18 protein-coding genes and 1 pseudogene are annotated in these 26,407 nt (G+C 43.4%); 8 read left to right on the top strand and 11 right to left on the bottom strand.

The annotated features are described in order from the left end of the window. The first annotated feature begins 42 nt into the window (after nt 1-42). Together EYR97_RS03275 and EYR97_RS03270 are read left to right on the top strand one after the other, a co-directional pair. Nucleotides 43-2,982, top strand: a complete 2,940-nt coding sequence (locus tag EYR97_RS03275) for a flagellar hook-length control protein FliK (protein ID WP_131092408.1) — start codon at nt 43-45, stop codon at nt 2,980-2,982. Beyond that, entirely contained in the window at nt 2,979-3,296 is a 318-nt protein-coding gene (locus EYR97_RS03270) for an EscU/YscU/HrcU family type III secretion system export apparatus switch protein (RefSeq protein ID WP_131092407.1), read from the top strand. Before EYR97_RS03275 ends, EYR97_RS03270 begins: the two co-directional genes overlap by 4 nt. A 183-nt stretch (nt 3,297-3,479) precedes the next feature. Here the strand turns inward: EYR97_RS03270 and EYR97_RS03265 are convergent, their stop codons facing one another. The 3 genes from EYR97_RS03265 to EYR97_RS03255 form a co-directional block, all read right to left on the bottom strand. Next, nucleotides 3,480-4,676, bottom strand: coding sequence for an ABC transporter permease (locus tag EYR97_RS03265; RefSeq protein WP_131092406.1), 1,197 nt, complete (start codon nt 4,674-4,676; stop codon nt 3,480-3,482). Beyond that, entirely contained in the window at nt 4,660-5,466 is an 807-nt protein-coding gene (locus EYR97_RS03260) for an ATP-binding cassette domain-containing protein (RefSeq protein ID WP_131092405.1), read from the bottom strand. The genes EYR97_RS03265 and EYR97_RS03260 overlap by 17 nt, the downstream gene beginning before the upstream one ends. Before the next feature lie 414 nt (nt 5,467-5,880). After that, nucleotides 5,881-6,507, bottom strand: a complete 627-nt coding sequence (locus tag EYR97_RS03255; protein WP_131092404.1) for a hypothetical protein — start codon at nt 6,505-6,507, stop codon at nt 5,881-5,883. A gap of 290 nt (nt 6,508-6,797) precedes the next feature. Between EYR97_RS03255 and EYR97_RS03250 the strand changes: the two genes are divergently transcribed. The 3 genes from EYR97_RS03250 to amt all read left to right on the top strand — a co-directional run bounded on the left by EYR97_RS03250 (nt 6,798) and on the right by amt (nt 11,335). Next, nucleotides 6,798-7,964, top strand: a complete 1,167-nt coding sequence (locus EYR97_RS03250) for a methyl-accepting chemotaxis protein (protein WP_131092403.1) — start codon at nt 6,798-6,800, stop codon at nt 7,962-7,964. After that, a complete protein-coding gene (locus EYR97_RS03245; RefSeq protein WP_131092402.1) occupies nt 7,961-8,797 on the top strand; it encodes a nitrate- and nitrite sensing domain-containing protein in 837 nt (278 codons plus the stop codon). The genes EYR97_RS03250 and EYR97_RS03245 overlap by 4 nt, the downstream gene beginning before the upstream one ends. Before the next feature lie 291 nt (nt 8,798-9,088). Beyond that, a complete protein-coding gene (gene amt, locus EYR97_RS03240; protein WP_131092401.1) occupies nt 9,089-11,335 on the top strand; it encodes an ammonium transporter in 2,247 nt (748 codons plus the stop codon). 129 nt (nt 11,336-11,464) lie between these two features. Here amt and recA read toward each other — a convergent pair whose 3' ends face one another. Together recA and EYR97_RS03230 are read right to left on the bottom strand one after the other, a co-directional pair. After that, a complete protein-coding gene (gene recA / locus EYR97_RS03235) occupies nt 11,465-12,511 on the bottom strand; it encodes a recombinase RecA (protein WP_131092400.1) in 1,047 nt (348 codons plus the stop codon). 117 nt (nt 12,512-12,628) lie between these two features. Continuing rightward, entirely contained in the window at nt 12,629-13,168 is a 540-nt protein-coding gene (locus EYR97_RS03230; RefSeq protein ID WP_131092399.1) for a CinA family protein, read from the bottom strand. A 142-nt stretch (nt 13,169-13,310) separates the two neighbouring features. Between EYR97_RS03230 and mutS the strand changes: the two genes are divergently transcribed. The 3 genes from mutS to eno all read left to right on the top strand — a co-directional run bounded on the left by mutS (nt 13,311) and on the right by eno (nt 19,154). Beyond that, nucleotides 13,311-15,962, top strand: coding sequence for a DNA mismatch repair protein MutS (gene mutS / locus EYR97_RS03225; RefSeq protein WP_131092763.1), 2,652 nt, complete (start codon nt 13,311-13,313; stop codon nt 15,960-15,962). Nucleotides 15,963-16,172: 210 nt separating this feature from the next. Further along, entirely contained in the window at nt 16,173-17,804 is a 1,632-nt protein-coding gene (locus EYR97_RS03220; RefSeq protein ID WP_131092398.1) for a CTP synthase, read from the top strand. Nucleotides 17,805-17,861: 57 nt separating this feature from the next. Next, nucleotides 17,862-19,154 carry a phosphopyruvate hydratase gene (gene eno / locus EYR97_RS03215; protein WP_131092397.1) on the top strand — a complete coding sequence of 431 codons (1,293 nt, stop codon included), beginning with the start codon at nt 17,862-17,864 and terminating at the stop codon, nt 19,152-19,154. 439 nt (nt 19,155-19,593) lie between these two features. On the opposite strand, the gene EYR97_RS03205 is transcribed toward eno, so the two are convergent. The 6 genes and pseudogenes from EYR97_RS03205 to EYR97_RS03180 all read right to left on the bottom strand — a co-directional run bounded on the left by EYR97_RS03205 (nt 19,594) and on the right by EYR97_RS03180 (nt 26,405). Continuing rightward, nucleotides 19,594-20,334 carry a FadR/GntR family transcriptional regulator gene (locus tag EYR97_RS03205; protein ID WP_131092396.1) on the bottom strand — a complete coding sequence of 247 codons (741 nt, stop codon included), beginning with the start codon at nt 20,332-20,334 and terminating at the stop codon, nt 19,594-19,596. Between the two features lie 447 nt (nt 20,335-20,781). Further along, nucleotides 20,782-21,399: a bifunctional 4-hydroxy-2-oxoglutarate aldolase/2-dehydro-3-deoxy-phosphogluconate aldolase gene (gene eda / locus EYR97_RS03200; protein ID WP_131092395.1), complete on the bottom strand. Its 618-nt coding sequence runs from the start codon at nt 21,397-21,399 to the stop codon at nt 20,782-20,784. Between the two features lie 102 nt (nt 21,400-21,501). After that, nucleotides 21,502-22,458, bottom strand: a complete 957-nt coding sequence (locus tag EYR97_RS03195; RefSeq protein ID WP_258313195.1) for a sugar kinase — start codon at nt 22,456-22,458, stop codon at nt 21,502-21,504. Nucleotides 22,459-22,540: 82 nt separating this feature from the next. Continuing rightward, a pseudogene (locus EYR97_RS03190) lies at nt 22,541-23,835 on the bottom strand (MFS transporter). Between the two features lie 2 nt (nt 23,836-23,837). Further along, nucleotides 23,838-24,182, bottom strand: a complete 345-nt coding sequence (locus EYR97_RS03185) for a cupin domain-containing protein (RefSeq protein ID WP_014948493.1) — start codon at nt 24,180-24,182, stop codon at nt 23,838-23,840. 18 nt (nt 24,183-24,200) lie between these two features. Beyond that, nucleotides 24,201-26,405 (bottom strand): heparinase II/III family protein, encoded by a 2,205-nt coding sequence (locus EYR97_RS03180; protein ID WP_131092393.1) that lies wholly within the window; start codon nt 26,403-26,405, stop codon nt 24,201-24,203. Nucleotides 26,406-26,407 lie beyond the last annotated feature (2 nt).

Here is a 26,407-nt window from a genome sequence, read left to right as displayed (position 1 = left end):
AATTAACGTAAGGATTTTATTTGGCGTGCCGATAATCAATTTATGATATCGCAATTAACTTCATTATTAGCCAATGCTGCCAACGCAGGTGCAGGTGCAGTGTCTTCGAACGTTTCTTCAAGTAACGCGAACGTAAGCCATTCTGTGCCTTCGGCAGTACCAACACTTTCGTTGGCGCAAGCTGCCGCATTAGAGAATGCGGCGCGGGTCGCAGTAAGCCGACTACCTGAGCAGATACTTTCTATTCAACCTCTTCAATCTGAAAAGTCGGCTAGTCGGGTGCTAACCGTTTCTTTGCCTTCCAATAATGCGATAAAAGCCGTTCAGAACCCGCAGATGGTCTCTTTGCCATCATCCAGTGTGAGCAATTCGGTTTCACTGTTAACTTCTACAAGCGTGCAACAACACATTGCAACACTGCCAGCAAGTCAGCAAAACAGTTTAATTAACGCAATAGCACAGACTTTAGCAACAAATGATGGGGCCATTTCTTTAAAAGGACGCGTGACAGTACTGTCTAGTGGCCAATTAGGCTTAGCGTTAAGCTCGGGAATAGGTATGGCAAATGGGACAACGTCGGCCCAAAACAACGTTATACCACTTCTAGTATCAACCCAGACTGACAAAACAGCACTACAAGCTTACCTTGGTCAACAAGTGAATTTGACGGTATCTACAACAAGCAGCCAAGAAATAGCGTTGAAGTTAACGCCTGTTGTTAGTTCAGCAACAACATCAAGCAGTGCATCAGCGCCTTTACTGCCAACAACGTTGAAAGTGTCGAGCAATGCTGCAGCGTTGCAACATCAAATTATAGAAAGTGGTTTGAAGCAAGGTACTGTGGCAGTTGAGCTGAATAGGACTTCGCCAGCTTTATTACAGCAATTACTTCCCACTGAGAATCAAAATACGAGCAACGTGCTCAAAAGTGTTGCTTTATTAAGTATCAAAGAAGGGCCTTCGGGAAATGTTTCTTTGACAACACATGTTGCACAAAATAAAGCGGTACTTGCTATCACGCACAATGCTATAACGACCCCCTCTTCTTCAACACAGTCTTCTACAACCTTCCACCAAGCGTCCTTACCAGCTTTTCCTGTTTTATCTAACAACTTGGTAAAAAATGTGAGCCTCGACGCACTACCAAAAGCAAATATCGTAGAAATGTCGCCGGTTAGTAGACCAGCTAATGGCAAAATGAGTACGTCACCTCAAACGAACAATATTTCTGAAGTAGCAGCGCAAACGCGTACTGTTCGAACAGGAATGCTTGATCCAACAGCCCTTAAAGGCAGCGATGTACATCAAGCCATTAGCCAATTGTCCCGCGCTTTGTTAAGCCAAACAGGCAGTACCAATCAAGCACTTAGTCAATTACTTAGTATTGTAAATGGCGCAGAGACAACAAAAGCGGATGTAGCTCGTAGTAATATCGCTTCATTAGATAAAGTATTTCAGACACTAAAAAGTTTAGACGTGTCAACCATCAGCCCCGCCAAAATGCTTGGGCAAAGCCCAAGTACCTCACTTGCCTCAAACAATGCTTCGCTTAGGCCAAACACGTTAACGCCAGTTGCTCAAACGGGGAATGCAGTGACAAATGATAATCGCATTTCTATTTCAGAAATATTGGGCACTAAGGTCAAGCAAGACACTACGCATACCAATTTAGGGTCATTGCTTAATAACTTGGGCTTACAAGCAAAAAATGTGTCCAGTGACCTAATATCCGCGGTAAAGCATCAGTTTGGTCATGTGATGAAAGAGACATTGGCAACTTCAGTTGAAAAGCAATTGATAGACTCAGATGTCAACCCGCGTTCAAAGCCTATTGCTACTGGTTTAGAAAATGCCACAGCTAAAGACACTGGCAAAGAGAATGTCGCTCGTAAAGAAAATGTGTTATCGGCATCGACAAAAGTAAATGAAACCGCTTCATTGAATGCGGGTAAAGCGCTTGAAAGTCAGCGTGTGAATACAACACGTACCGCAGAAACGGCACCACCAAGTATCTTCAATAATACTGCGACATCAAATTCAGCGCCTGCGTCAAGTGGTGAAATTACTTCGGTTTTAACTACGTCCAAGTCAAGTGTGCTTCAGGGGCAACCCGTTGCCAAAGCCGGGGGAGAAAATATTAACGAACCTCTAAAGCAGACAGAAAGCCTAGCGATAAGTAATTCCACGTCTGAAACCGAGAAACAAAGTGCCAACCAGAACAGCAGCCAAACTACAGCTGCCCAAGATTTACCAAGTCGCCTACAAAGCATTTTAACGACCAATGCGCTATTGACAACACCTATCAACTTGACGTCGCCCGCAAGTAATTCGAACTTCGTTCAAGGCCTTGTTGCTTTGGTACAATTGGCCTTAGCGGGGCGCGCAATGCAACGTCAGCCAAGTTTAAAAAGCCTGATTGATGCACCGGAATCGGTTGTCTCAAAAACCCTATCTAATATAGGCTCAACGGCGCAACCCAGTCGGGTCACGCAAGACCTGTCCCAGTTAGATAGCCGACAACAACTACTCTCTCAACTGAAAACACTATTGGCCAACCATCAACAAAGTAAAATAGCCAGTGCAGATAGTCGCATTCAGGGACAAGACAGTTTTTATTATGTGCTTCCGTCTTTATCTCAGTACCAGTCTCCTGCCGAATTATTGATCCACCGAGAACAAGAGAGAAAACAAAACGATAAGAAAGCAGAAAATGGACGTGCACTATGGAATGTAACAATGAAGCTTGATATTGGTGATACTGGCCAGGTATTAGCAAAATCACGAATAGACAAGTCTTCGATAACTATCGATTTGTACGCATCTAATGAAGTTATCTTACGCCGTATTGCCGACACCATGCCTTATTTAACACGACGTTTGACGTCACTCGGATTAGAGGTAGAAAAATCGAGTTTTCAGCGAGGACAAATTCCTGAGACCTTAAAAACACGACCACATCAAATATTCGAGACCCGCGTATGACAAATTCTCAAAAAGCCAAACGCGCCATCGGTCTTAAATATGAAGGCGGTGATAAGAAAAACACACCGAAAGTTGTGTCTAAAGGCTATGGCGATCTTGCAGAAGCCATTATAGCAATGGCTCAAGAAACGGGTATTTTAATTCACGAAGATCCTTACCTCAGTGAAGTTCTCGCCACTTTAGATGTTGGCCAAGATATTCCAGAATCGCTTTATTATGTGATTGCTGAGTTGCTCGCTTACTCATACGTACTTCAAGGAAAAATCCCCCCTGGATGGGAAGGTATTATTAAGCGTATAGACTTTGAAGTTTAGAGCGACAAGCAATCACCATATACGGCTCAATACATAGACCTTATTACTATTGATGAAATGGGAAAAGACAATAAAAAACGCTCGCCGTAGCGAGCTTTTTCTCAATGTCTTTTTCGTTCGGCTTAGTCAATGTATGAATTAAAAAAACATACGAATGCCTCGCGCTAAGCGCTATACACATCTTTATCTAAACAAAACTTTCTCTTTGTTGAACCAATGTATACAGAACATGATAAGTGCAACAGCAATCACTGCTGTGGACGTAAAAATACCAAACAATGCAAAGTAGTCCATAGTACCTTTAAACAACTCTTTCATTGCTAACGCGACATTAGTTAGCGGCACCCACACCCAGCCACCTTTTAGCTCTACACCCGGCATCATCGCAATTAAAACAGGGAAGATAACTACCATGATCAATGATCCCATGTAGCTCTGCGCTTCCTTAAATGAACGTGCATAAATAGAAAGCGACAGCAGCACAGCGGCAAACACGGCTACAACGGGCACTAGCATCAAGAAAATCAAAATAAAATCGACAATACCAATCATCGACATTACTTCAACAACAAATTCCACTGCCATACCTTGAGAAAGTATTAACCCCCATATCGCCATGGAAGACACCGTAATGAGTGCCGTTATGATACCCGCCATGCAGATAGTAACGAACTTACCCAGCACCAATTTGTAGCGATCCATAGGGGAAATTAGCAGAGTTTCTAATGTGCCGCGTTCCTTTTCGCCTGCGCCCAAATCGGCGGCCGGTGCCATTGCACCTTGCAAACACAATATAAAAATAAAATAAGGCAACATACCACCTAAACGCTCACCCCACACCTCTCGGTCGTCTGCCACATTATTTTTGACAATTTCAATGGGTTTCAGCAAAGCAGTTTGTTGTGTCTCGTTCAAATTAAGCTGAGTGAACGCTTCTTTTTGAAATGCGTTAGAATACTCATCGATTATTTTTGAAACCCGACCAACGACTTTATTCAAACCCGCATCATTAAGGTATAACTCTAGGCTATGTTGTCCTGACGCTAGCACGTCACTATTAAAGGTCTCAGGGATCACCAACACGAAATCAAGGGTTTCATTCTTTATGAGCTTCGCATAATCCGCTTCATCGCCAATATCAACGGATTCGAATTTATCAGATGCATCACTAAAAGATTGAACAATATTAGGCGCAAACGCCTCACCTACAATGGCGTACTTAAGCACTTCGTTTTCAGCTTTGTCTGCCGCAGAACTCATAAAGAAAAATGCAACGCCGAACATGGCAGGGAACAAAAGCAGCGGTAAACCAATCATGAATATAATGGTTTTTCTATCCCGTAGGAGCTCTTTGAATTCCTTTTTAAAGATTAACCACATTGCTCTTCTCCTCGACATCAAGTGATAGTGTTTTCAAAAAGCTTTGGTGCATATGACCACCAGAGAGTGCGCTAAACGCTTCTAATGAATCATTAAACACGGTTTCACCTTGGTTTATAACTGTGACTTTGTCACACAGCGCCTGAACCTCATCAAGGTGATGAGTAGAAAAAATAACAGGGGTTCCCTTATCTTTCAGTCGCTGGATAAATTCCATGACCGTACTGGTGGCCATGATATCGAGCCCTGTAGTAGGTTCATCTAGTACCACTAAGGCTGGGTCATGAATAACAGCACGAGCAATAGATACCTTTTGCTTCATGCCCGAAGAAAAGTTCTCTGCCCTTCTGTCTAGGAAGTGTTGCATGTCGAGCAAATCCGCCATCTCTTCAATGCGCGCATTAATAATGGCTTTCGACAATCCATGAAGCTCGCCGAAGTAGCTTATGTTTTCTCTCCCGCTTAAACGTCCGTAAAGACCTGTAGAACTTGATAGAAAGCCAATTTTTTTACGTGCAATATTAGGATTAGCGAGAACATCTTCGCCATCAATAATTACTTTGCCACTATCGGGGCGAAGTGCCGTTGAAAGCATACGTAGCGTGGTGGTTTTTCCTGCACCATTTGGGCCAAGCAAACCTAATACTTGGCCTTTTTCACAAGAAAAAGACACGTCTCTTACCGATTGGAAATAGCGCCCTTTAAGTCTGGGATCTTTCTTTTCTTGCTCACTGAGCTTTTTGGGGTTTTCCACCTCAAAGCGTTTGGCGAGACCTGATATTTCAATCATTCCCCTTCCCTCTTTGTTATGTCTAACTTATCAATGTTATTTTTGGTTTTGTTCTGATTGAGTGTGTTTTCAAGCGTGCGCTTTTAGCCAACACTCTATGACTTACATGTTCAGTCTTTTAAAAATCATTTTTATTACAGCATTCCTGCTTTTTATATTTTGCACAAGTCCAAAGCTGAAAAGAAATGTTAGTAAATATGTTACGAATGGACGAGTAGTTGGCTAAATCAACATTAGAAGCAAGAGTTATTGTGTCAACTGCTCTGTGCATTATTTACAGTAAGGTTTTTGAAGAAAAGCTTATTGAAAAAGGGATATAAGATAGTCTGATTGGTCAGCCTTCAAACGTACAAGCCTCTCACCTTTTACATTATTAATAATAACTCTTGTCACAAAGAGCTTTTTTATTTCGCGTTAATTTTCGCTGCGCCTTAATCTAAATAAGATCGCGCCAGCTCCAAGCATTAGTAATAAAAATGCAGAGGGTCCAGACGTAGGAATAATATCGACAGTGAAGCTTCCTAACGCAGTTCCATAAACCCCTGCCATTTTACCCTCTAAATCATCGTCATAATAAACTATACTTCCTTCATAGAGCTCTTCATCAAAAAAAATCACTCCACCCAAATCAGTTTCTCCCAACAGTCCAAACCCTGCTAGCACTGAAATATCATTACCGATTCTTTCTACTACTATTCCACCAGTACCTGTTAAGTTCGATAAATCAACACTGTGTATAATACCTTGGGTTATTATATCTGCAGTAAAAGACTCGAAATTAAAAAACAACATTTGGGAAAGTTGGGAAACGGTATTGTCTGCGATGTCATCTAGTTCAGCATAAAATCTTACGATTGTTTCTGCGCCGTAATCTTCAACACCATTTTCTTCACCATAGAAAGTTGGGTGCAGTCCGTAATATTCAAACTTTACTAAAGCGGCTTGGCATAGGGGAGTAACACTTAAAACAATTAGTGAAACTAGAAATAGACGTATGTGTTTCATTGTGGGGTGACCATAATTACTATTTTTACTTTGCATGAAACACTAACACTAAACTGGTCAACAAATCATCTACCAGTGCATATTTTATGCAACTTATTTTTCGTTAGTGCTTATAAAACCGTTATATTCAAGATGAACAATAATTGTGCAAAAATAGTATCGAGCTCGCATCATTTTGATGCGTAACAGCTCACTTCATTTGATTAATTTCGTAACAAAAATGGTAACTATCTAGGTTATAAAGCAATTTTCACGTATCACGACCATGGCGCATAAATTGCTTTTTCACTAAAACCGTACTCTTTTCATGTAGGTTAGGGAAACCCATGAAAAACCTTCTATTTTTACCTGGGCACCTTTTCTTCAGTGCTAAGCATTACCGTAGTGCCTCATACCAATTGACGTTTGTTGCTCTCGTTTTGATCATTACGGCGGGCGGATTAATAATATTAAACCTCTTTTACTTAGCGTTAATAGTAGCGCTTCTATCCATATGGTGTTTCATTTCCCATGCGGTATTGGTTACTGACTCAATAGTATCCCTCGATGATACTCTAAAACTAATTTCTACTGAGCGTAAGGATTATCGAAGCCTAGCTATTAATTCTGACGTATTACCTGAACACGTGATCTCAATTGTCAACGCGATTAGAGAACTGACGAGAGAGCGCGATAAATTAGCGGAAGTACTTTCTGAAATAAGCTATTCCTGCGAGCAGGTAATTAAGTCGGCTTCAGATGTTTCGGCCAATGTGCATTCACAATCGAATGCTACAACGACAACAGCAGCAGCGGTGAGTGAAATGACACAATCTCTCGCAGAAGTCGCCCATAAAATAAAACAAGCTAATGAGGCGTCCAACAAAGCCAGTGAGCTAGCCAGCCAAGGACATCACGACGTAGTTGCCTTATCAAAAGAAGTTGAAACGATTACCATTGAACTTTCTGATACGCAAACAGCCATGAGCAGTCTACGCCAACAAACTGCGGAAGTACTGTCTTTAACTTCATCAATACAATCTATCGCGGAACAAACCAACCTATTGGCACTCAACGCCTCCATTGAAGCTGCACGCGCCGGTGAAATGGGAAGGGGATTCGCAGTAGTTGCAGAGGAAGTACGCCATCTTGCGGAAGAAAGTAACCAATGTGCCGAACGAATAAACAAAAGTATCAAAGCACTAACGTTAGAGAATGACACGGTGAGCCAAAACTTAGACCTCGTACAACAGCAAGCAGTAACATGTTTGGAAAAAGCCACGGATGCCTCTGATAAGCTTTCAGCTATTCATGCTGAGTCCGATGACGTGCAAAAACAAGTGTTAACGGTGTCAGCGAATACATCGCAGCAATCAATAGCTACAGAAGAAATCGCCAAAAGTATTGAGCGAGTAGTCGAGACTGCGGCAGAAAATGCAAGGATCGCAGAACAAACTACCAAAGTAGCAGAGTATCTAATGAGTATTACAGGGACGAATAAGGAAATTGCATGATTGTCAGTTTTGGGTTGATTGGACTAATTATTTTTTTGATAGTGTTTCTCAGCACTTGGAAAAATAGAAAAGAGAATAAAAAGCAGCAAGTGGAGGCTTTCAACGTTATTGGTACTCTTAACCAATTAATTAGTAATTCTCAAAAACACAGAGGGTTAAGTGCCAGTTTTCTACAAGGTAATGAAGAAGTGAAACCCGCAATCATCACCTTGAGAAATGACATAAATCAGCTTAAAAGTTCTCTTAGCGAAGTGAAAAGTCTAAACACAAATCAACGTTGGAATGCCTACATAGATCATTGGCAACGATTAGAGAATAATGCCTTTTCGCTCAAAGTTGTAGATAGCTTTAAACAACACACTGCTTTAATAGAGAATTTGTTGTACCTATTTGAGGATATCACTGAAGCGTGGCAACAAAATCGTGTGCTACCTATGAGTTTTAACCATTTCAAATTCCTATGGCGTGAATTGCCTATGGCAGTTGAGTTCATTGGACAAGCGAGAGCGGTAGGTATGGCTGTATCCACATCAGGTGTGAGCTCTCAAATAGACAAAGTTAAATTGGGTTACTTGCATGCCAAAATTGGTCAATTGTCTTCACAAGCTCTCTATCAACTTGCGCAATGCTCTGGTAATTTAGTTTCGAATGAAATCTCACAAGCACAGGTGTTTTGCGACGAATTGATTCACACCATTCAACAAGAATTCATCGCCAAAGACAAAGTTACTTTAAATAGCGATACATACTTTGTGCAAGCCAGTAAAGCAATGGAACAATTGAACACGCTTTTAGATAGCACGATTCAACGACTTACGCTCTCTGTCGCCTGATTCGTAATACCACACACTAAAGTGATATCTAAAGCGCTACTGTCTTCCAACTAGAACTAGTTACTTTCTCTCAAATAAGAATCTTATACTTTAGACTAAACCTGCACTGCCGTACAAAATCCTACCACTTCAAAAAACAAAAATACACCTAAAAACAAACAGATAAGCAGCTACTTACTACTAGACATGTTACGATCAAAAAGTTAACACTAGGTTAACTTTATTGTTCATTTACAAGTGCCCTTTTTCATCGTTTTAATAGATGTTCATAAAATAATCGGAAGTTGTATTATGCGTTTGTTAAATCGATTAAATGCTGTAGCTATTGTCACTCCTCTCCTTCCTTTCAAAGCTATGGCAAACACGTCGAAAGATCTCGACGCACTTTTTGGTAATGTAGACATCATTTGGTTAGCCATTTGCTCGGCACTCGTCTTTATCATGCAAGCGGGCTTTTGCTTTCTCGAGACTGGTTGCGTTCGTAAAAAGAACACGTTAAACGTAGCCATTAAGAACGTCTCTGACATGATGATAGCTGTTTTAGGCTTTGCGTTTGTTGGCTATGCCTTAATGTTTGGTGATAGTTGGAACGGATTTATTGGAACTTCAGGCTTTAGTTTGAAAGGCGTCATCGAGCCTTACGATATAATGTTTTTCCTCTTTCAAGCCATGTTTGCAGGTACTATTGCTACAATTGTTTCCGGTGCCGTTGCTGAGCGTATGCAATTCAGTAGTTACTTAGTTGTCGCCTTTGTTTGTGCAACTTTTATTTATCCTCTAGTAGGGCATTGGACTTGGAATAGCGACGGTTGGCTCGCACAAATGGGATTCATTGATTTTGCAGGGTCCACCGTTGTGCATTCAGTCGGCGCATGGGTGGCCCTCGCTGGCGTAATTGTCTTAGGTCCTCGTATGGGACGTTTTAACAAAGACGGTAGTGTTAATGATATTTACGGCCACGACTTATTACTCACAGCAATGGGGGTATTTCTACTTTGGTTTGGCTGGTTTGGTTTTAATGGCGGTAGTCTACTAGAAGCCTCTGATCAAATTCCCTTGGTTTTAATGAATACCGTCATTGCCGCATGCGCTGGCGGCATGATCAATCTAATGTTCTCACGCGTTAGTAGTGATCAAATTCGTATCGAGCGCATACTGAATGGCGTCTTGGGAGGCTTAGTAGCAGTTACAGCAAGTGCGCATATTGTCGAGCTAACTAGCGCTGTGATTATAGGGGCTGTAGGCGGCTTGGTAGCCCATTATGCATCGGAATTTATGCTTCACACCCTAAAATTGGATGATCCGGTTAGCGCAGTACCTGTACACGGGTTTGCTGGTGCTTGGGGAACTCTCGCAGCTGCCTTTTACAGTCACGATAGCGGAAGTATGTTATCTCACATGACTACCCAACTAATTGGTATTGTCTCGGTATTTGCTTGGTCATTTACTTTAGGCTTAATGCTATTCGGGGTACTTAGGCTTTTCGGCCAACTGAGAGTGAGTGAGGATCATGAAATCAGCGGATTAAACGTAGCTGAGCACGGCGCCAAGTCGATCCTCTTAGATACGATGCAAACCATGCATGAAATTGTTCGTAGTGGCGATTTATCCAAACGTGTACCAGAAGAAATCGGTACAGAAGCGGGTGAAGTCGCTGTCAGTTTTAACCGATTGATGGACCAATTTTCATCTAATATGTCTCAAATGCAGCAAACCTCTGATGATGTCAAAAGCACAGCTTCTAATTTGATTACCTTTAGCAACCAAACCCTCGAGCGCTTGGTTCATCAAGGCCATAGTACAGAAGAAATTACCCAATCGATTTATCATCTTCGTGAGCAATTAGCCGTTATCAACCAGCAAGCAGATGTTGTAACTCATTCATCCAATAGTGCGGAGTCTGAGATGAGTAAAACCAGTGAAATTATCTCACTGACGCAAGAAGCAGTAGACGCCATGAAAGCTGTAATCGATGATGTCGCTGTGATAATGCCAGCACTGGACACTTACACAATGGAAGTGAGCAAAGCAACGGGCATTATTAGTGAAATAGCTGAGCAAACCAATCTACTTGCACTTAACGCAGCAATAGAAGCGGCTCGAGCTGGTGAAAGTGGAAGGGGCTTTGCTGTAGTGGCAGAAGAAGTACGGGCACTAGCCATCAAGACTCAAGAATCAACCGCGTTAATAAGCAGTGCCATTGAAAAGCTACGGTCACAAACTGAAACGGCAGTAGACGTGGTTCAGCATGGTCAAAACCAAGCAGAATCGTCGATGAAAAATATTGAATTTGCAGGTATGGCGTTTAACACCATCCGAGATGTCATCAGCTCGGTAAAAGACGTCAACGCCACACTAAATGAAACCATCAAAGCGCAATCAGAAGCGTCCGAGTTAATTCACGATAACATAAATCTTGTGAGAGATTTGACCCATCAAACTCGCGATGGCGTAGCCACTTTGGTTGGTGACGGCGAGCGAATGGACTCGATTACCACTAAAATGAACAACCTGATTGCACAGTACAAGGTTCATTAAACGTCCACGGAATAAAAAAATCCGATGTCAATTGTCTGACATCGGATTTCTAATTTCCAAAAGACCTAACAACTATTTAAAGAATTACATCTATCGACATTACGCTTATGGATGTTAATTAACTGAGCTTTACTCAGGCAATACATCATCTTCTTTTTGCGCTGCTACATCTTCTGCTTTTACCGTTTTAGGTAAAAGTAGCTCTGCACGAATGCGTTGCTCAATTTCATTTGCAATCTCAGGGTGCTCTTTTAAGAACTTCATTACGTTCGCTTTACCCTGACCGATGCGATCGCCCTTATAGCTGTACCACGCACCCGCTTTATCTACCAACTTCTGTTGCACACCTAAGTCGATAAGCTCTGCTTCTTTGCTAATCCCTTCACCATAGCGGATCATAAATTCAGCTTGCTTGAACGGAGGCGCTACCTTGTTCTTCACTACTTTAACACGGGTCTCGTTACCCACGACTTCATCGCCCTCTTTCACCGCGCCAATACGACGAATATCAAGACGTACAGACGAATAGAATTTAAGCGCGTTACCACCCGTTGTGGTTTCTGGGTTACCAAACATTACACCAATCTTCATACGAATTTGGTTAATGAAGATACATAGTGTATTTGAACGTTTAATATTACCCGTAAGTTTACGCAGAGCTTGAGACATCAAGCGCGCTTGAAGACCTACGTGAGAATCACCCATGTCACCTTCAATCTCTGCTTTTGGCGTAAGTGCGGCAACGGAGTCAACAATAACCACATCAACCGCCCCAGAGCGAACTAACATGTCACAGATTTCAAGCGCCTGTTCACCAGTATCAGGTTGAGACACGAGCAAGTCATCAATGTTTACACCTAGCTTTTCTGCATACACTGGGTCAAGCGCGTGTTCCGCATCTACGAATGCACAAGTTTTGCCTTTACGCTGAGCTTCGGCAATAACTTGAAGGGTCAACGTAGTTTTACCCGATGATTCAGGACCATAGATCTCTACAACACGACCGCAAGGCAAGCCGCCTATACCTAGCGCGATATCAATGGTCAATGAGCCTGTAGAAATCGCTTCAATATCCATCGCTTGGTTATCACCCAAGCGCATGATAGCGCCTTTACCAAACTGCTTTTCAATTTGTCCAACAGCAGCAGACAAGGCTTTAGATCTATTATCGTCCACGTCGATATCCTCTAGGATTAGCGGTTAAATTCTGTAATGGTAGTATTGATATGTATAACACTATCAAATGATGATGGCATTCTATACTGTACAAGCATACAGTTTCAACCAGTGTTTTTACTTTTCACTTAACATTTTTACTAAGTGACTTATTGCAAAGGCAATTGCAGCACTGCGAACCTGGTCTCGATTTCCGCTAAATACTTGCTTTATTTGGGTAGTCTTATCACCACAAACAAAGCCAAACCACACGGTTCCTACCGGCTTTTCATCACTACCACCGCCAGGCCCTGCAATTCCACTAACCGTCACCGCAAGCTCTGCACCACTTTTTCGACACACGCCTTTCGCCATTTCCTTAACGGTTTGCTCTGACACGGCGCCATACTGGCTAAGCGTTTCTTCCGTTACGCTTAATTCCCGCTGCTTTGCTTCATTAGAATAAGTTACCCAAGATTGGTTAAACCAATCAGAACTGCCAGAAACGCTGGTAAATGCAAAAGCAACACCGCCACCGGTACACGACTCAGCGCTAGAGACTGTCCACTTTTTTTCCCGCAGCAAATCACCCAGCACTAATACTTGGGCAGTTAATGCGCTATCAAGTTGCAAAGGGCTAGCGTTTAGTGTCGAATCAGTTGAAAATGTCGAGTTCATTTAATTTTACCTGGTTACCCTGTTGTACCACCTGCGATCTTTACTTGATCTTAGTGGGGGTGAGTTTATCATTTATTCCCTACAACAGGCATTAAACCCATCAACAAATTCACAGAGGCATTTTTTGGAATCACATACTCCCATGATGCGCCAGTACCTTACTATTAAGGCGCAACATCCGAATATTTTATTGTTTTATCGCATGGGTGACTTCTATGAGTTGTTTTATGACGATGCCAAAAAAGCCGCTGATTTACTGGATATTTCTTTAACGGCAAGAGGAAAGTCTGGCGGTGAGCCAATTCCCATGGCTGGCGTGCCATACCACGCCGTAGAAAGCTATCTGGCGCGCTTGGTAAAAATGGGGGAGTCTGTTGCTATTTGCGAACAAGTGGGTGACCCAGCCACAAGCAAAGGTCCCGTAGAACGTGCAGTACAGCGTATTGTCACACCTGGCACCGTAACCGATGAAGCACTTTTAGAAGAACGCCGAGACAATATTCTTGCCGCAGTGTGTGGGCACACCATGCATTATGGTTTAGCGACCCTTGATGTTTCCAGTGGCCGATTTGTAATATTTGAATGTGACTCTGATGAGAGCCTTTTAGCGGAAATACAGCGCGTTAACCCTGCAGAATTGCTTTACCCAGAAGGGTTTGAAAGCTTACCACTTGTTGAAAACCGCAAAGGACTACGACGCCGTCCAGAATGGGAATTCGATATAGATACAGCTACCGAGCAACTCAATGCACAGTTTGAAACAAAAACCTTAGACGGGTTTGGCGTAACAGGCATAACAAAAGGTTTGGGGGCCGCTGGCTGTGTTTTACAGTATGTGAAAGATACTCAGCGCACTGCGCTTCCTCATATTCGCCGTATTCAAACCGAACAGCAAGACAGTCGCGTGCAGCTTGATGCCGCTACGCGCAGAAACTTAGAACTTACCCATAATCTGTCAGGCGGTCAGGAGAATACCTTATTTAGCGTGATGGATACTACCACCACGGCCATGGGCAGCCGTATGTTACAGCGTATTATCCATTCTCCGCTTACCGATCAGCACGAACTTCACAGCCGTTTAGATGCAGTAGATAACTTCATCAACGACGACCCAGAAGATATTCGTGCGGCGCTAAAACACATTGGCGACATCGAACGTATAATGGCGCGTTTAGCCCTTCGCTCGGCCCGCCCTCGTGATTTTGCCCGCTTAAAAAATGCATTTAATGCACTTCCTAATTTACAAGATGCGCTTGCGCGTTTTGATACAATCCAAATAAGAAGTATAAGCGACACTATAGGTACTTACCCCGAGCTTCAAGCGCTGTTAAATAAAGCCGTTATCGATAATCCGCCCGTTGTCATTCGCGATGGCGGGGTAATAGCTGAAGGTTATAACGCAGAGCTCGATGAATTGCGTAAGCTTTCGCAAGGTGCTACCGATTACCTTGATGCTATGGAGCAACGCGAGCGTGAGCGTACTGGTATATCTACACTTAAAGTGGGTTACAACAAAGTACATGGGTTCTTTATTGAAATTAGCCGAGCGAACAGTGCACTTGCCCCTGCTGAATACATTCGCAGACAAACACTTAAAAACACAGAGCGCTACATTACTCCTGAATTAAAAGAGCACGAAGATAAGGTATTAAGCAGTCAAGGGGCAGCCCTTGCGCTAGAAAAACAGTTATATGAAGCGTTGTTTGATGACTTTGCACCTTATCTTAATCAGCTAATAGAAACCGCGTCAGCATTGGCAAAGCTCGATGTGTTGTGTTGCTTTGCAGAACGCGCCTTGTCCCTCGACTGGTATCGCCCACACTTAAGCCAAGAGTGTGCACTTACTTACGACAATGGTCGTCACCCCGTTGTGGAAAATGTAATGAAAGACCCTTTCATACCCAATCCATTGCAGCTTGACACTGAACGACGCATGTTGATCATCACAGGCCCGAACATGGGGGGTAAGTCGACTTATATGCGCCAGACCGCACTTATTGCGCTACTCGCGTGTATTGGCAGCTTTGTACCGGCGGAAAATGCACACATCGGCAAAGTTGATCGCATCTTCACCCGTATTGGCGCGTCTGATGATTTAGCCTCTGGTCGTTCAACCTTCATGGTAGAAATGACAGAAACGGCCAATATATTAAATAATGCCACCGAGCATTCATTGGTATTAATGGATGAGATTGGTCGTGGTACCAGTACCTATGACGGTTTGTCACTTGCATGGGCGTGTGCGAGCTATTTGGCAAGCCAGCTCAATGCCTATACGCTTTTTGCAACACACTATTTCGAACTAACCGAATTGCCCGATACACAAGCAGGTGTAGTAAACGTGCACCTTGATGCCATTGAACACGAAGATACCATACGCTTTATGCACACGGTTTCTGAAGGTGCCGCAAGCAAGAGTTTTGGTTTACAAGTTGCACAACTTGCAGGTGTACCAAAACCGGTGATTAAAGCCGCCCAGCAAAAGCTCGCTATTTTAGAGTCTTCACACATTATGACCAGTAGTGAAGCTGGTGGTAAAAACGGCGCAAATCATAACGGTTCAAATAATAGCGGTTCAAATGATAACGGTTCAAGTAAAAGCTCAGCAGGCTCACCAAGCGCTTTAAAAGTAAAAAGCAAAGCGCCAAAAACTGCACTAGGTCAGGCAGAAATGCTTTTTCCTGATAAACCTCACCCAGTTATTGAAGCGTTAGAAAATTTGGCGCCAGATGAGCTTTCTCCGCGTCAAGCACTTGACCTCATTTATACACTCAAACGCTTAAGCCAGTCGTAATTCACAAAAGTACCAATGGGTTGTGTTGATGGCAGTACACTAAAACAACCTATTGCTTTTGAATAGCGCAGATTAAATGAACAGCATGTGGGCAAATTGATTGTCTGCTCACATGATTTTGCGTATACTATCGCCCCGTCCAAAGTGTAGGTGGTTTTGTTCTAAACTCGACCTATATTTACCATACAACCCAAACGTTCTAGGTTTCGCATGACAAATTATATTTTCGTCACCGGTGGTGTAGTTTCATCGCTAGGTAAAGGTATTGCTGCAGCATCATTGGCCGCAATTCTGGAAGCTCGCGGTCTCACCGTAACCATGTTAAAACTCGACCCTTACATCAACGTCGACCCAGGCACAATGAGCCCTATTCAGCATGGTGAAGTATTTGTTACCGATGACGGCGCTGAGACAGACCTTGATTTAGGTCACTATGAGCGTTTCATTCGCACCCGTATGACCAAACGCAATAACTTCACTACGGGTCGTGTTTACGAAGAAGTTTTGAAACGCGAACGTCGTGGAGACTACCTTGGTGCGACTATTCAGGTCATTCCACACATTACCAACGAAATTAAGCGCCGTGTTGTTGAAGGGGCTGAAGGTCACGACGTAGCAATCGTTGAAGTAGGTGGAACTGTAGGTGATATCGAATCTCAGCCGTTCCTTGAAGCAATTCGCCAGTTAGGCACTGAAGTTGGCCGCGAACGCGCAATGTTTATGCACTTAACATTGGTGCCTTACATGCCTGCGTCAGGCGAAGTAAAAACTAAGCCTACACAACACTCGGTTAAAGAACTTCGCTCAATTGGTATTCAGCCTGACATTCTAGTGTGTCGTTCGGTTGGTGCATTACCAGCCAGTGAGCGCTCTAAAATTGCGCTTTTCACCAATGTTGCCGATAAAGCAGTAATTTCGCTTAAAGACGTAGACAGTATCTACCGTATTCCTGCTGCACTAAAAGCACAGGGTATGGATCAGCTCGTTGTTGACCGCTTTGGCCTAGAGTGCAAAGAAGCCGATCTGTCAGAGTGGGAACAGGTACTTTATGCTGAGTCAAACCCAACTGCTGAAGTAAATATCGGTATGGTAGGTAAATATGTTGAGCTACCTGATGCCTATAAGTCGGTAAACGAGGCGCTTAAACACGCAGGGCTTAAAAACCGTTTAACTGTGAATATTCATCACATCGACTCGCAAGATGTGGAAAGCAAAGGCACACAAATTTTAGAAAAATTAGATGCTATCTTGGTTCCGGGTGGATTTGGCGAACGCGGTATTGAAGGTAAAATTGCAGCAGCCCGTTATGCCCGTGAAAACAACGTGCCTTACTTAGGTATTTGTTTAGGTATGCAAGTTGCGCTTATCGAATACGCGCGCAACGTAGCTGGCATGGAAAACGCAAACAGTACTGAATTCGACCCAGAAACACCTTACCCAGTAGTTGGTCTTATTACTGAATGGTTAGACGCAGCGGGTACCACCGAAACCCGAACTGAAAACTCAGATCTTGGCGGCACTATGCGTTTAGGTAGCCAACTTTGTCATCTAGTTGAAGGCACAAAGGTACACGAGATGTACGGCGATGTTGAAATATACGAGCGTCACCGTCACCGTTACGAAGTTAACAACAACTTGCGTGATCAAATTGAAGCGGCAGGGTTGAAGGTAAGTGGTTTGTCCACTGATAAGCGACTTGTAGAAGTAGTCGAAATCCCTGATCATCCTTGGTTCATTGCGGGCCAATTCCACCCTGAGTTCACTTCAACCCCTCGGGATGGACACCCACTATTTACTGGTTTTGTTGCTGCGGCAGGAAAATACCAGAAAGAAAATCACTAATTTCTAATAAGGGGCGCTCTCTCCCGTTGCGCCCCAATCAATTGTTGAGGAAAAAACATGGCGAAAATTAGTCGCATTATCGGACGCGAAATCTTAGATTCACGCGGTAACCCTACTGTAGAAGCAGATGTATATTTAGAATCAGGCGTAATGGGCCGTGCTGCAGCACCATCAGGTGCCTCTACTGGTAGCCGCGAAGCGCTAGAACTACGCGACGGCGACAAGTCTCGTTACCTAGGTAAAGGTGTGACAAAGGCAGTTACAGCAGTTAACGATACCATCGCGCCAGCACTTATTGGCAAAGACGCACTAGCCCAAGCTGATATCGATGGCATCATGATTGACCTTGATGGCACAGAAAACAAAGAAACCCTTGGTGCGAACGCAATTCTTGCGGTTTCTCTTGCAGTAGCCAAAGCGGCAGCTGCAGAAAAAGGCGTAGCGCTTTACGAGCACATTGCAGACCTAAACGGCACATCTGGTCAGTACTCAATGCCAGTTCCTATGATGAACATCATCAACGGTGGTGAGCATGCTGACAATAACGTAGATATTCAAGAGTTCATGGTACAGCCTGTTGGCGCAAAGAGCTTTAAAGAAGCACTACGTATGGGCGCTGAAATTTTCCACGCACTTAAGAAAGTACTTTCTGCTAAAGGCCTAAACACGGCGGTTGGCGACGAAGGTGGTTTTGCACCTAACCTTAGCTCTAACGCTGAAGCGCTAGCCGTTATCGTTGAAGCGGTTGAAAACGCTGGTTACAAAATGAATGAAGACATTACCCTTGCACTAGACTGCGCGGCGTCTGAATTTTACAAAGAAGGCAAATACGTACTGTCTGGCGAAGACAAGAGCTTCGACTCAGAAGCATTTGGCGACTACCTTGCTGACCTTTCTTCGCAATATCCAATTGTCTCTATTGAAGACGGCCTAGACGAAAGCGACTGGGACGGCTGGGCAAGCCTAACTAAGAAGATTGGTGACAAAGTACAGCTTGTTGGTGACGACTTGTTTGTAACTAACACTAAAATTCTTAAGCGCGGTATTGATAACGGCATTGGTAACTCAATCCTTATCAAGTTCAACCAAATCGGTTCACTAACTGAAACGCTTAACGCAATTAAGATGGCGAAAGACGCTGGCTTCACGGCAGTTATCTCTCACCGTTCAGGTGAAACCGAAGATGCGACCATTGCAGACCTTGCAGTAGGTACAGCAGCGGGCCAAATCAAGACAGGTTCACTATGTCGTTCTGACCGTGTTGCTAAGTACAACCAGTTACTTCGTATTGAAGAAGCACTTGGCGATGCAGCCACATATAAAGGCCGAAGCGAAATTAAAGGCCAGTAATACTGCCTTAGTAATGGTGTAAGCCAAAGCAATCAATGCCAGTCAACAATATTGACTGGCATTTTTTTATCCTGATTATTGTCACGTCTCCCCTCTTTCTTTGATGATTACCAAAGAAACGTTCAAATCCGAACAAAAAAAACCAATTTACAGCTATTGATAAAACCAAAATAAAATTGGTAATACAACTATAGCTCTTTAATAAGAGCTACAACAATTGGCAGCTTTTACCCTATATTACTTACGCCAACCTAATAAAAAGGCTTATCTATAAACATGATGTTCCTAAGCAAGAAACAGTGGTTACGATGAAGAATTTTAAGGTCGGCGTTTATCATTTAAACAATTCAGCAGAAGAAGAAGGAGAGAGCGCAGTCGCAAGCTTTTATGCAATAGACAACGAGTATGAAGGCTACCAGCCACGCTAATAAAAAACGATTTAACTCGTTCTTAGGTGGCTCAGCGAATAAAGATCTCTGGTTTGGCTACTTTTCTTTCTTACTTCTTCAAGTGCCTGTGCCTCACTTGCAGCAAACAATGCATCAATAAGACGGTTAAAATGCGCGTGCATTGCCGCTCTTGCAGCCTGTGAATTTCTTGCTTTTAAACTCTGAAAAATTTGATTGTGCTCTTCCAACCTATCTTGGTCAGACTGGCTACAAACACTACTATAAGCTTGAATAATTTGTGGTTGTGAGTCTCGCAACGCCCAAAATTTGTTTACCGCAAGCAAAATGGCTTTGTTTCGCGTGGCTTTAGAAATAATGATATGAAAATTACGATCGGCTTCTTCAGCGTTAATACCCGCTCTCATGGCATCAAGCGTTTTTTCTAATGCATCAAGTTCTTCATCTGTAATAGACAACGCTGCCAATGCCGCAGCTTCACCTTCAACAAGTGCACGGGCTTGAGTGAGCTCAAATGCACTAATTTGTTCTGTAGTAGTCTCTTCTTGATCATTGGCTTTATCAAGAACATAAACACCTGAACCTGTCTTAACCTCTACATGTTGAAGCACTTCAAGCGCAATAATAGCCTCGCGTATTGTTGGACGACTAACGTCAAAGGTTTCTGCAAGTTCGCGTTCTGCAGGCAACCGCGTACCAGGTGGGTACAAACCAGAGGCAATCAACGCCTTAATCTTTTCTGCAATTTGCCAGAACATTCGACGACTTTTCATGTTCAAAACCTTTTTTGTTTTTAGAACTGTGTATTTCACACGAAGCACGTGTATTCATCGTAAACCAGAACAATGTTTGGAGACATTGAACGAAACAAATCTAAAATAACACTATTACCAATATATACCGACAATATACACTCAATTGGTAATATTTCAATTCATGCTAACTAAGCGCAACATAAATTATCTTTTCACATAAAATTCATATAGTTAAATTTTTAACAGTGTAATAGCATGAACAAAAACACACCATAAAAACGGTAATATAGAAACGAAACAATCTATTTGGTAATACAAACAGGTTAGTGACTAGTGCCTGCTGACCTTTCCTGTACATGTTTCATTCAGAATAAAAAGCATGTTAAGTTGTGAAACAGCCCTAGAAATAGGGTTGTACTGCGTCGAAGGGCTGTAACACAAAGTAAAATACTTTAGTAATTTCCTCTATGCGTTGGCCTCTAAGCAAGACTGAGTGATTGCATCCCAGTTGCCTTCATTTACCCACTCTTTTTGCGCTACCCAGGTTCCGCCAACAGCAAACACATTTGGCAAGGAAAGATAGTCCATCTTGTTCGACTGGTTAACGCCACCTGTTGGACAAAAAGTGACACTGCGAAAAACAGAAGACACAGCACGTAAGAATGGTGCACCACCAGAGAGTGAAGCGGGAAACAGCTTTTGCTCAGTAAAGCCGGCTTCCAGTGTCATTAGAATATCAGCGGTATTAGACACGCCAGGCAGTACCGGCACCTGACAAGTCTTAAGAGCACCTAGCAATGAGGCCGATACAGCAGGCGTTACAATAAAGTCGCTACCCACTTCTAGTGCAGCCGAAAGTATTTCTTCGTTTATAACTGTACCCGCGCCGACAATTAGCGAAGGAACCTCAGTCTTAATTGCACATAAAGCATCTAGGGATGCTTCGGTTCGCAAGACAACCTCAACAAGCTTAAGGCCTGCTTTTGACATTGCTTTAGCTATATTTACACCCTGCTCAGGTGAATCCGCTTGTATTATGGGTAACAGGGTTTGGCCCGACATTAGTTCAGAAAATTGTGTCATAAGTGATCTCTCAATAAGATAATTGTAGGCTCTAACCTGTTTGTTTTTGTGTAACTTGCTGACGACATGATGTAGCTAAAATCGTCAGCATGAAAAGGGCGATTACGTCGTCAAATCGCTTGCCAATGTACTTTTATGCACGCCTTCCAAAGTCGCTTCAACAACCCCTTTGGGAATAATCGCACCTCGGTGCTGAATGACAGTGCCAGCAGCCTTTGCTGCCATTGATACACAATGTGAGATTGGCAAATTCTGTAAACGTCCACCCAGATAAACACCATTGAAGGCATCGCCTGCAGAGGTGGTATCTACGACTTTGGAAACTGGCGTAATAACGTGTTCTTCATATTTCCCATTTAAGGACGTCAGTACAGATGAAGGACCATTTTTAATGACTACCTCATCAACACTATGCGATTGGCAAAGCTCCATCACATCATCAGAAGACGCAAGACCAAATAGTTCGCCCATATCTTCGACCCCCACCAACGCGATATCACTTAGCGATAGCGCCTGCTCAAAATTCGCTTTGGCATCAGCGAGAGACGTCCAAAGACGTGCGCGGTAATTCGGGTCGAATACTAGTTTTACGCCTTTGTTTTTTAGCGCTTTGATAAAGTTGAAAAAGGGCACGCGCTCATCAGGCGGAATAATGGCGATAGAAATACCAGAAAACATGAACATATCATTGCTTGTAAGGCTATTGAGAACATCGACATTTAAAAAAGAAACGATGGTCTTCGCCGCAGATTCAGAACGCCAATAGGTAAAACTGCGCTCACCGTCATCATCGGTATCGATTAAATATAGCCCTGTAGCACGCGTCGGATGAGTAAATACCATTGACGTATCAAGACTCTCTGATTCAAAACCCTTTCGCATTCTATGACTAAAAGTATCGTCGCCTGTGACGGTAACGAAGCCGACAAATACATCGTCAAAACAGCGCTTCAAATACACCGCCGAATTATACACATCGCCTGCAAATGACTGATGCAAAGAAGTCGCTGAGTATTCGTCTGTGCGAAGCTCAACCATGCACTCACCCATAAAGCTAATTTTTTCATTGTTACGCCTTGTTTAATAAAAACGTCGAACATGCTTTTTTCGGGCATCATAGCGATGCCCAATAATAGCTAAACTATTGTTTCAACGGTTCAACTTTTGGGATAAGTAGCCATACAGCGGCAACGGCAATAATGGCAAGTGATGCACCTATAATGAATGCGGGTGTATAGTTGCCATCGGCGGTTAACATGGGCACTAGAGAGGTTAACCCTACCGCACCTAACTTGGCTGCCATCCCTGAGAACCCTGACAGTGTGCCTACAGATTTTTTGCCCAATAGATCGCTGGGCAACGTTTGTACGTTGCCAATTGCAGTTTGAAAACCAAATAAAATGACGGCCATAATGAGAACAGCTGTAATGGCTGAGCCAGGGTTAGCCATTGCAAGTAAGGCAGGAAGCATAATGACACAGCCCAACGTGATGACGAGCTTACGGGTTTTGTCTGTATTCCATCCAGCTTTAATACGATTTTGTGCAAGTAGCCCCCCAAACCATGCGCCAAGCATGGCGCCTACATAAGGTACCCAACCGTAAAGACCGATCGACTTCACATCCATACCGTAAACTTCGTTAAGGTAAATCGGGATCCAAAACACGAATAGCCACCAAATAGGGTCGATTGCAGCAGATGCGATAATTACCCCCCAACTTTGCTTCTTGCTAAGCAGCTCCTTGGTAGAAGGGTTATATTCATTGTCACAATGAGCGCTGCTCTCAGCAGACTCGATGCGTTGCCCTGTTAAAATGTACTGCTTTTCCTCTTCGGTGATCCAAGGATGAGAACCTGGAGGTGCTTTTACTAAAATCATCCAAGGCACCAACCATAGAAAGCCCAACGACCCCACAACAATGAAAATAAGTTGCCAGCTAAAATAAACGGTCATCATCGCAATTGTGGGAATGGCAATAATGCCACCAATAGCAGCACCAGAGTTGAAAATACCTTGTGCTAGGGCACGCTCTTTGGTTGGGAACCATTCTGCATTGCCTTTTGCCGCTCCTGGCCAGTTTCCCGCTTCCGCGACACCAAGAATGGCGCGGAAAATCGCAAAACTTAGAAAGCCTTGTGCAAAAGCATGCAAAACCGTCGCCAGTGACCATACGCCGATTGATAAAACAAACCCGATGCGGGTGCCTATCCAGTCAAAAAGTTTGCCGAAGATAGCTTGCCCAAAAGCGTAGGCAAAAACAAAACAATAGAAATATTGGCATAAATTTGTTTGCGTTCTAACGCAGACTCATCAGGGAACAGGTCTTCAACAATGTCTGGCCAAAGGACGCTTAACGCTTGCCTATCGATGTAATTGATGATGGTTGCCAGTGCAATGAGGGCAATCACCCACCATCGCAAGCCATTAATTTTCATTACTATTCTCCCACAAAATCTTCGCGAGCTGGGCTAAACGTATCTATCAGAATGCCGCCTGTTGGGCATACTGCACCGTGTTCAACGTGTGGAGGGATAAGGCAACTATCCCCTTTTCTTAAAATTTTCATTTCACCACCAATGCTAAAATGAAACTCTCCCTCTTCCACGTAAGTGACTTGAGAATGTCGATGGGCGTGGGTGTAACCCTCGGCACCTTTGTCAAAGAAGACTTTAACGGCCATAAGCTCGTGATTAAACCCTAGCATCTGCCGCTTTAAGCCATTACCTAAGTCTTCAATCTCTGTCTCGTTGCCAAATAAAAAGTGTTCGCTTTGCTTATTCATAACTCAAATCCTAAAAAATTACAGCGCATATACAGCGAAGCGGCTTGAAAGCGTGTAAGGGTTATTGTTGAAGTCAAAAGAAACAGGTTCTGGATTTTGAACGTCTTTTGTATTGTTAATTGCAACTAAAAAATGCTGTTGATTTATTACCAATTCGAGTAGCACGAGGGACGTATGTTGGATAGGTTCTAGTGAAGTAATAGAGCTAACCGCGCCCAATGTATATTCTTTACTCGGGTTATATTCACCATGCGGCTCAAGCACTGATAAAAATCGATGATGAGCACTCCCCGTAGCACGTCGGATTACGCTATTTTCGTTTCGCAAATTGAAATTGGGGTCGCCAGCACCAAGTTGAGTAAAAAGAAATGTCTCTTTTCCTTGGGCAACGCTGTGCTGGGAGTAAAATCGACCGTTTCCATTTAGCCACGTTACTCTCGCTGAATCTTGCTGCGGCTTACCTTCTGCTTTGAGCCACAGGTGTTGGTAGCCATTTTCCTTACCTAACGCCCTAAGCGTTTGCGTATTCGCCTTAAAACTAAAATTCGTATCAATCAACTGGCCATTGTAATGAAGCGGTAAGTCGTAGGTATGTGGCGTTTCGCTGGTCACATCAAATACATCAATAACAAGGTGTTTTTTCAAGCCAGGCAATGCTAATAACGCTAGCGTTCTATCAAGTTCAACTCCCTCATACGCTGAATCAATTGTTGCGCGAGCAACTGAGCCTGCTTCAGTGGCTTCAAAGAAGTGTAGCGTTGGCGCATTGGCGTTGGCTTTGGTTAAATTGGTATCGAAATGACTTCGCTCATCGACAACCACTGTATTGTGTGCAACCGTTTGTTTTGCATAAGTGTTATTTTCTGGCAAATAACGACCGCCGTACTTGGCTTCTACATTTAAAAATCGAGCGGCACCGTAGTCAGTAATGATTTCGTTGCCTTGGTCATACAGTTGCCAAGTGAGCTTGTCAAAATGACCATGCCCAAGCCCTTGGGCAGCCGGCTTAAACAACACCGCTTCGCCGAGAGCTTTTTCAGTTCGCATGATAACCAGTGCCCCTTCGTCACCGTCTTTGCCATCACCTAGAGCCATCGACGCAAACTTATAGGGTGTCGCTTTGTTATCGTCGAGGGCCTTTGCAATTTCAACACCTTCACCAGTTAACACTATGCGCCCTTGTTGTTGTGCAATATCAAGCAGACCTGAGTCTTTTGTTTGCTCATAGGCAACGGCAACACCGTAAACTAATTCAATTGTATCAATGCCCTTGCTTTTGATTGCGTCATTGATCGGAAAGAACAAACCGTTGTAGCTCAGTTGAATTGTTGTATCCACTGCCTTAAGTAATACACCATCACGATAGTCGAAAATCTTTCGTTCTGGCTCATTGTTTTCAATGGCCTTAGCAAAAGTAATAAATGGCATCAGCGCATAACGCTGATAATAGGGACCTTCATTGTAATAACCCTGCGGAGAGAAAAGCGTATCAAGCTGCCTTAGGAAGCCTCCTTTACCTGACTTTTCTAAATCGTACAGCGCCTTTTCCACCCACTCAGGTTCGTTCAAGACATAGCCCGCCATTCCGACGCCCGCCGTTGCCCAGGTACCATGATTGTGGACCTTGTTAAATGTTGATGGCTGACCTTCCGACATAAACAATGCAACAGGGCGAAGCAGTTGATTTTCAATCGTTTGGCGCTCAGCGTCCGTAAGCGCCTCATACACTAAATCATAGGCTTGAATGGTATTGACCAACCAAACAGCTTCATTCAGGCTTTGCCAGAAAAGCTTGCCGGGGTTTTGCGCGTTTACTTTACGCTGCGGATGTAATCCCAAGATAGGGTAAAGCTCGGCATAATCTAAGAGCAATTGCTTAACGTAGCGAGCATATTGAGGATTATCGCTAATTTGATACACCACGCCGGCGTTGTACATTAGCTGATAGTTTTTCTTATGGCGTTCATGTGTATATCCACCACCCCCATCTTTTGGCACGGGCACAACATTAGGCAAAGACAAATGCGCGTCCACATCTTCTTTAACGCGAAGATACGCGTCTTGAAAGCGCCCCTCTTGATTTGCCGCTTCACGCATTTTGGTGACACTTTCTTCGGTAATTACCAAGTTAGGATGAGCAGCGAAGGAAGAGAACGAAAACGAACAAAAAACGAGAAGCAACAGCGCAGATTTTTGTTGTAGGGCACAGAGGTTTTTAATCATTG

The sequence above is a fragment of the Alteromonas sp. KUL42 genome (assembly GCF_006538325.1).
Classification (GTDB): Bacteria; Pseudomonadota; Gammaproteobacteria; order Enterobacterales; family Alteromonadaceae; genus Alteromonas.
This window is presented reverse-complemented; position numbering and strand designations above follow the sequence as displayed.

Excerpts from the sequence above, each read along its gene's own strand:
- mutS (WP_131092763.1), top strand. The coding sequence starts at position 13,311 with ATGATGCGCCAGTACCTTACTATTAAGGCGCAACATCCGAATATTTTA.
- EYR97_RS03250 (WP_131092403.1), top strand. The coding sequence starts at position 6,798 with ATGAAAAACCTTCTATTTTTACCTGGGCACCTTTTCTTCAGTGCTAAG.
- EYR97_RS03180 (WP_131092393.1), bottom strand. The coding sequence starts at position 26,405 with ATGATTAAAAACCTCTGTGCCCTACAACAAAAATCTGCGCTGTTGCTT.
- EYR97_RS03260 (WP_131092405.1), bottom strand. The coding sequence starts at position 5,466 with ATGATTGAAATATCAGGTCTCGCCAAACGCTTTGAGGTGGAAAACCCC.
- eno (WP_131092397.1), top strand. The coding sequence starts at position 17,862 with ATGGCGAAAATTAGTCGCATTATCGGACGCGAAATCTTAGATTCACGC.
- EYR97_RS03255 (WP_131092404.1), bottom strand. The coding sequence starts at position 6,507 with ATGCAAAGTAAAAATAGTAATTATGGTCACCCCACAATGAAACACATA.
- EYR97_RS03220 (WP_131092398.1), top strand. The coding sequence starts at position 16,173 with ATGACAAATTATATTTTCGTCACCGGTGGTGTAGTTTCATCGCTAGGT.
- EYR97_RS03230 (WP_131092399.1), bottom strand. The coding sequence starts at position 13,168 with ATGAACTCGACATTTTCAACTGATTCGACACTAAACGCTAGCCCTTTG.
- amt (WP_131092401.1), top strand. The coding sequence starts at position 9,089 with ATGCGTTTGTTAAATCGATTAAATGCTGTAGCTATTGTCACTCCTCTC.
- EYR97_RS03245 (WP_131092402.1), top strand. The coding sequence starts at position 7,961 with ATGATTGTCAGTTTTGGGTTGATTGGACTAATTATTTTTTTGATAGTG.
- EYR97_RS03185 (WP_014948493.1), bottom strand. The coding sequence starts at position 24,182 with ATGAATAAGCAAAGCGAACACTTTTTATTTGGCAACGAGACAGAGATT.
- EYR97_RS03270 (WP_131092407.1), top strand. The coding sequence starts at position 2,979 with ATGACAAATTCTCAAAAAGCCAAACGCGCCATCGGTCTTAAATATGAA.
- eda (WP_131092395.1), bottom strand. The coding sequence starts at position 21,399 with ATGACACAATTTTCTGAACTAATGTCGGGCCAAACCCTGTTACCCATA.
- EYR97_RS03275 (WP_131092408.1), top strand. The coding sequence starts at position 43 with ATGATATCGCAATTAACTTCATTATTAGCCAATGCTGCCAACGCAGGT.
- EYR97_RS03265 (WP_131092406.1), bottom strand. The coding sequence starts at position 4,676 with ATGTGGTTAATCTTTAAAAAGGAATTCAAAGAGCTCCTACGGGATAGA.
- EYR97_RS03205 (WP_131092396.1), bottom strand. The coding sequence starts at position 20,334 with ATGAAAAGTCGTCGAATGTTCTGGCAAATTGCAGAAAAGATTAAGGCG.